This window comes from Shimazuella kribbensis DSM 45090 (assembly GCF_000428065.1).
GTDB lineage: Bacteria > Bacillota > Bacilli > Thermoactinomycetales > Thermoactinomycetaceae > Shimazuella > Shimazuella kribbensis.
The window spans coordinates 1-5159 of sequence record NZ_ATZF01000042.1; the positions used below are offsets into that span (position 1 = coordinate 1).

Consider the following 5159-nt stretch of genomic DNA (forward strand, 5'->3'; position numbering starts at 1 on the left):
AGTGTAAAACAGAACAGGAGCTTCTTCAAGCTGTCCAAGATTACATTGGCTTCTATAACCATGAACGTTTCCAGAAAAGATTAAACCAATGTTCTTCAGTAGAGTACCGGAGAACATTGGTCGCTTAGGCTTTTTTCTTACTGTCTACTTGACAGGGGTAAGTTCAAAGATCAGGTCCTTTTTTATGCCCAAAAAATGAAAAGAGGGATTTTCACATGAAATTGAATTGGTACAATAAAAATCAAAATTGGACGAAAAAAGTCAAATTTGATTTTCAAAAACCTATACATGACCTGCAAACGTGCGTCCACCAACCTATTCTTTAAAGTGAATTACTACCACAGAATCGTCAATTGTGTCTGTAGATTCCATCTAGCGTACTTGCTTCTAGTGTAATCAAGAGAGATAGTTGAGTTTAAAAGAATGTTTGGGATCGTTATCTTGAATCCGTTATTAACAAACCTAGGAATTAACTCCTAGGTTTTGAAAAAATATGTCCAAAGAAAGCTCCTGTTAAAGCAAGGATAGAAGTAAGGATTAAGGCTACTATACATATGACCAATGGAATCGGATTTAGTAACAATCCACATAACATATTGAAAACACACAAGATGATTGCAGCTATGACTGCATTACGAAAGGGATGATTGCCCTGTCGAAAGGCTGCGAAAAATCCGGTTGCCAAATAAGCTATAAACAAACCTGCTAAAAAGCTCCTGAATTCTCTAAGTACCGCCTAGAATACCCATACCAATGCCAAGCAACGCTATGATGATGACTCCAGACAAAACACCTATCCATATGCCTTTCATTACAAAACCTCTTCCTTTATGAATATTACAAATTCACAAATTATAACAGAAAATTGTGAAAATTAGAGATAATTCTCATTGGGAGATCAGTGGATCTTTTTCAGCTAGTATTGATTGTTCTCATAGAGAAACTTCTTGAGCCATCAAGGTATTCCATACAAGCCGAGAACCAGCAACCGAGCAATGAACCAATTCTTTTAGCAATCATCTATTTACGAAAACTTGTTTGTTTCACAAACAAGTAAATTAATAACGAAAAATCATGATCCAAATATGCTTGTCATCTCGGGGGAGATACATGTAATTTTAGGAAAGTTTAAAGGAGATTAGACAATGAGCAAACAATACCGCAGAACACTACTGGAAGAGTACCTTTTGTTAGCTGGAACAAATGAAAATGCAGAATTTTACCGAGAGGAAATAGGTGACTTTGTTATTCGTTATCACTTAGAACATAATAAAATCCTTTCGTTTTCTAGAATCGTTGATGAATGTATATCATCTAATGAACTCTATATGTTGGACACCATACACGATACTTTTTTACAACTTCAAAATGATGAAATTACATATGATGAATACGAGTTAATAGTAGCAGAATTACTTGGTTAACAATAAAATTGGCGACGAGGATACACTTGTAGACAAATGAGGAAACCTATATGCACAAGTGGGAAGATCGCAGAGGAAGGGGGCTATGGTTAGTCAATTATGCAACAGGCTCTATACATCTTGTGATTCACTTTAATCCAGTCATTTATCTGATTTTGAAGATCAAGTGACGAATATTTCTCAAAGATTAGAACTTGTTCCATGTCTGATTCCCTCCTATCTGACCTAGTGACAAGGTATCAATTTGTGTCCTTATTCCACCATTTCGTGGGGATGGGCAAAAATACCCTACTTGCAAAACTATTTTGCACCCCCTCCATTTCGTAGAAGGAGGAGATGCTTTTGGACCTCTTTCACGGTTAGTGGCGACGTTTTTTCTTTCTCCACCATCCAGTGAAAAAACATCCGGTCACGAGAGACCCCCTCGTCATATCGAATGCGACGTAGGAGATGAGGAGGGCGGTCACACCCCATTGCATCTGTTGGATAAGAATCACGGATCCCATCCAGACGACAGATGTGAGGATACCGATAACCATGCTGGCACTCAGTTCTTCGACTGACCTAAGTACGCCATTCAGCACACAGAAACAGGTAAACGGAGGGAGCCAGAAGGCACTTGTAAGGAACATCTGCTTTGCGATGACTGCTGTGGTGGGATCGTCAGTATAGAAACCGATGATCCAGTCCGACCCAGCCCACATCAGGAGACCCAAACTGCCCATCACTCCAACGACACAGAGTGTCATCCGAGTCACAAGTCTCACCAGTTTCCGATCCTCCTCCTTATTGTTCTTCCCGTACAAAGTGCTAACGAGGGGACTCAGTGCGAAGACGAAGGCGTCCAAGAACACATATGACCGATGGACAAACTGCTCATGGATGCGGAATGCCTCATAGGCTTTTGGTCCATACAAGAAGAATGCGCTCGCGTAGTACACAAGTGTTACACGAAGAATCGCACCCCGAACGATTTCCCTCCATGAGAGGGTGATCAGCATTCGTTGAACGGACCAGTTCCACTTCCATGGGATCTTGCCTAGATAGGACCTCCGAAGAGGACGCAGCAGGAGTAGCAAGCCAATGGATTGGCTCAACACAGTTGCCCATCCTGCTCCCTTGAGGCCCGCATTCAGCCCGTAAAGAGCCACAGGTGCCAGTACGAAATGAACGACATTCATCCAGACTGCTGACCACACTGGCGCATTGAATTCCTTCACAGCCCTTAGGCTGCATGCTGCCTGAATCCGTAGTGCATCGAGGAGATAGAGTCCTCCCACGATGCAGAGATATACAGACCCTTGTTCTACAGTTTCTGGGTCTGCTCTACAGATCTCGAGCAGTTGTGGGGCGAAATAAAGTGTCATGACACCTAGAACCAAGCTGATTTTGCTTGTTAGGTAAAACGCCTGAACGACAACTGCCTCTTTTTGCAATTCTGTACTCCTGTTCTCGCCAACAATCTTGCCAACTTTGTTGGCGGAGGCGATAGCAATGGAATACACGATAATGCCATAGGACAGTAGCAGCATACTGGTCACTCCTACAGCATTGATGGACACCAGACCCAACGATGCAACCAGCAATCCATCTACGAAAAGTAGCAGCTGACCGAAAAACATTTCGATCACCGTTTTACTCACAGGGTGTTTCCACACCTGCTGCAAACTACTTCGCAATTGCATGATTTTTCTTTCTACTAAGAAGGATCTCTCGGGACTCTTCCATTATAGCTTAGATTTGCGAATTTTATATATATAGAGGGGTCGGGTAACAGGGGTTCAGGGGAGATACAAGTAATTTCAGGAAATAATCTGTTGATTATTTCCCTCTCTCAATTCACGCAAAGGAAACAGACCTCTGCCCCTTGCAGGGGTGGAGGTAACGAAGCTCAATTTTGCCGCCATCTGTCCAAATGAGTGCAACAACCATACGAAATAATAACAATAGAAGGATTAAAATACATAAAGTCCAAAATCTAATTTAAAAATCGGAACTTATAAACAGAACTAAATAACGATGTCTAAAATCAATTGTGGGATACAATTAGTACGACCTGTCCTAACAGAGCACAAAATGACAGGATTTAGTTAATGGAAACCGTTAGAATTCTATTAGGGAGTGAGCGATATGGAATGGGTGGGGTCATTGCAAAAGGCTATAGACTACATGGAACAACATTTATTGGAAGATCTGAGTATAGAAAGTATAGCAAGGCAAGTAAATACATCATCCTTTTACTTTCAAAGAACCTTTACGATACTGACTGATATAAATGTTGGTGAATATCTTCGAAGACGTCGTTTAACTTTAGCTGCTGAAGAATTGACTAGAACCAATTGCAAAATTATTGACCTTGCCTTCAAATATGGCTATGAAACCCCTGAGGCATTCTCAAAAGCTTTTCGCAGACAACATGGAGTCACCCCCACTGAAGTACGAAATGGAGTTGGAAAGTTACAATCCTATAATCGCTTGATTATACAGGTAAGTTTGAAAGGGGCAGAACCAATGAGGTATAGAATTACAGAAAGAGATACATTCCAAGTAATTGGTGTTAAACGGGGATTTTCATTAGTAAATGAAGAAAATTTAGTAGGTATTCCAAAACTTTGGAATGAAGTCCATCAGGACGGAACCAACGGTTTACTTTTCCGATTAAACAATGGAAAAATTAAGGGCATACTAGGTGTATGTGTGGATAAAAGTCATGTGCAACCAAATCAAATGGATTATTGGATAGCTACAGAATACGATGGTGATGTGCCTAAAGGATTATTAAGCTTAAATATTCCTGCGTCCAAATGGGCTGTTTTTGAAGTTCATGGACCAATGCCAGATGCCATGCCGAAAATTTGGAAACAAATTTTTTCAGAGTGGTTCCCATCTAGTGGCTATGAGCATGCGGGTACACCTGAACTAGAAGTGTATTCAGACGATGATCCTTCCAACCCGAATTTATATTCTGAAATCTGGATTCCAATAAAATAAATAGGAATTTGTGATAGATGATCAACTACTTAAAAAACTCTGGGTTAGTTTCTAAGAATATATGAGAGCAGGTTGGATAGGCTGGAACGCTATGCAGCCTGTTTATGGCAAATATAATATTAATAAAATTCTATCGAGACCCGTATATAGCCTCAGTTTCGATTCTAAGGGATCTCCACAGCTTTTGAATTCTGAAAATGATAATCCATCACAAAGCATAAATATAGTGATAGAAGCAAAATTTCGAGCAAAGCAAAAGAGCCACCAAACGGCGACGGATTCACCATATTGACTGGTGGATACCAGAATACAGTGAATCCGTCTTGATGCTCTAGAGAGGTCAGTTCAGACCCTGGGCACCCTTCTCGGCAGCTTCAGCGAGATTGAGCGCGGTGTGCTCACGAAGAGCATCTTCCGCATATTCATGCGTTGTCCTGCCTTCGGGGGTGTCCGGAAGCGGGTAGTTCGCCAGAAGATGCCGGAGATCATCAGCAGCTTCCTTGGCTTCGTTCTCCCAGGCTTCCTTTTCATCCTTTGCGGACATCTGATTTCTCCTTCGTGTAGAGCGAAAGTACATGATAACATAGAAAAATAAAACGCAAAAGAGCCTCAAAATAGAGGCTCCCATGCTTACAGACATACGATTAATGAAATGCTCATATATGTATCCCTCCTGATTTTTTCCAATATGAAGAATACGACAAAAACATGTGAATCCCTTTTATAAAAAGCAAAAGAGCCACC

At 41.0% G+C, this 5159-nt stretch carries 5 protein-coding genes; 3 read left to right on the forward strand and 2 right to left on the reverse strand.

The genetic code is table 11. From position 1 onward, the window contains the following. Both A3GQ_RS26470 and A3GQ_RS0121015 read left to right on the forward strand, forming a co-directional pair. Window positions 1-128 (forward strand): IS3 family transposase (locus A3GQ_RS26470; RefSeq protein ID WP_083964352.1); only part of this gene is annotated, 128 nt, incomplete at its 5' end. A gap of 1017 nt (window positions 129-1145) precedes the next feature. Beyond that, the gene (locus tag A3GQ_RS0121015) at window positions 1146-1424 is read left to right on the forward strand and encodes a hypothetical protein (protein ID WP_028778705.1); all 279 of its coding nucleotides are present in this window, start codon (window positions 1146-1148) and stop codon (window positions 1422-1424) included. A gap of 359 nt (window positions 1425-1783) precedes the next feature. On the opposite strand, the gene A3GQ_RS0121025 is transcribed toward A3GQ_RS0121015, so the two are convergent. After that, on the reverse strand, window positions 1784-3109 hold the full coding sequence (locus A3GQ_RS0121025) for an MATE family efflux transporter (RefSeq protein WP_028778706.1): 1326 nt from the start codon (window positions 3107-3109) through the stop codon (window positions 1784-1786). 445 nt (window positions 3110-3554) lie between these two features. On the opposite strand from A3GQ_RS0121025, the gene A3GQ_RS0121030 reads away from it, so the two are divergent. Then, complete coding sequence (locus A3GQ_RS0121030) at window positions 3555-4415, forward strand: AraC family transcriptional regulator (RefSeq protein ID WP_028778707.1); 861 nt, start codon at window positions 3555-3557, stop codon at window positions 4413-4415. Between the two features lie 340 nt (window positions 4416-4755). Here the strand turns inward: A3GQ_RS0121030 and A3GQ_RS0121035 are convergent, their stop codons facing one another. Then, window positions 4756-4959: a hypothetical protein gene (locus tag A3GQ_RS0121035; RefSeq protein WP_028778708.1), complete on the reverse strand. Its 204-nt coding sequence runs from the start codon at window positions 4957-4959 to the stop codon at window positions 4756-4758. Window positions 4960-5159: the final 200 nt, after the last annotated feature.